Annotated in this window: 1 rRNA gene; it reads right to left on the bottom strand. The window is 56.4% G+C overall.

The window, feature by feature from the left end:
- Positions 1-22: 22 nt before the first annotated feature.
- Positions 23-1,414 (bottom strand): 23S ribosomal RNA (locus ALMP_RS06315); the annotation flags it as partial.

Genomic DNA, 1,414 nt, shown 5'->3' with positions numbered 1-1,414 from the left:
AACACAGTGGACGCGAGCAACTGAGGACAAGCCCTCGGCCTATTAGTACCGGTCACCTCCACACGTTACCGTGCTTCCAGATCCGGCCTATCAACCCAGTCGTCTACTGGGAGCCTTACCCCATCAAGTGGGTGGGAGTCCTCATCTCGAAGCAGGCTTCCCGCTTAGATGCTTTCAGCGGTTATCCCTCCCGAACGTAGCCAACCAGCCATGCCCTTGGCAGAACAACTGGCACACCAGAGGTTCGTCCGTCCCGGTCCTCTCGTACTAGGGACAGCCCTTCTCAAGACTCCTACGCGCACAGCGGATAGGGACCGAACTGTCTCACGACGTTCTAAACCCAGCTCGCGTACCGCTTTAATGGGCGAACAGCCCAACCCTTGGGACCGACTCCAGCCCCAGGATGCGACGAGCCGACATCGAGGTGCCAAACCATCCCGTCGATATGGACTCTTGGGGAAGATCAGCCTGTTATCCCCGGGGTACCTTTTATCCGTTGAGCGACGGCGCTTCCACAAGCCACCGCCGGATCACTAGTCCCGACTTTCGTCCCTGCTCGACCCGTCGGTCTCACAGTCAAGCTCCCTTGTGCACTTACACTCAACACCTGATTGCCAACCAGGCTGAGGGAACCTTTGGGCGCCTCCGTTACCCTTTAGGAGGCAACCGCCCCAGTTAAACTACCCATCAGACACTGTCCCTGATCCGGATCACGGACCCAGGTTAGACATCCAGCACGACCAGAGTGGTATTTCAACGGCGACTCCCACCATACTGGCGTATGGCTTTCACAGTCTCCCACCTATCCTACACAAGCCGAACCGAACACCAATATCAAACTGTAGTAAAGGTCCCGGGGTCTTTCCGTCCTGCTGCGCGAAACGAGCATCTTTACTCGTAGTGCAATTTCACCGGGCCTATGGTTGAGACAGTCGAGAAGTCGTTACGCCATTCGTGCAGGTCGGAACTTACCCGACAAGGAATTTCGCTACCTTAGGATGGTTATAGTTACCACCGCCGTTTACTGGCGCTTAAGTTCTCAGCTTCGCCCACCCGAAAGTGAGCTAACCGGTCCCCTTAACGTTCCAGCACCGGGCAGGCGTCAGTCCGTATACATCGCCTTACGGCTTCGCACGGACCTGTGTTTTTAGTAAACAGTCGCTTCTCGCTGGTCTCTGCGGCCACCCCCAGCTCAGGAAGCAAGTTCCCTCACCAGATGTGGCCCCCCTTCTCCCGAAGTTACGGGGGCATTTTGCCGAGTTCCTTAACCATAGTTCACCCGAACGCCTCGGTATTCTCTACCTGACCACCTGAGTCGGTTTAGGGTACGGGCCGCCATGAAACTCGCTAGAGGCTTTTCTCGACAGCATAGGATCATCCACTTCACCACAATCGGCTCGGCATCAGGTCTCAG

Origin of the sequence: Streptomyces sp. A012304 (assembly GCF_026008495.1) — a bacterium.
Lineage (GTDB): Bacteria > Actinomycetota > Actinomycetes > Streptomycetales > Streptomycetaceae > Streptomyces.
This window is presented reverse-complemented; position numbering and strand designations above follow the sequence as displayed.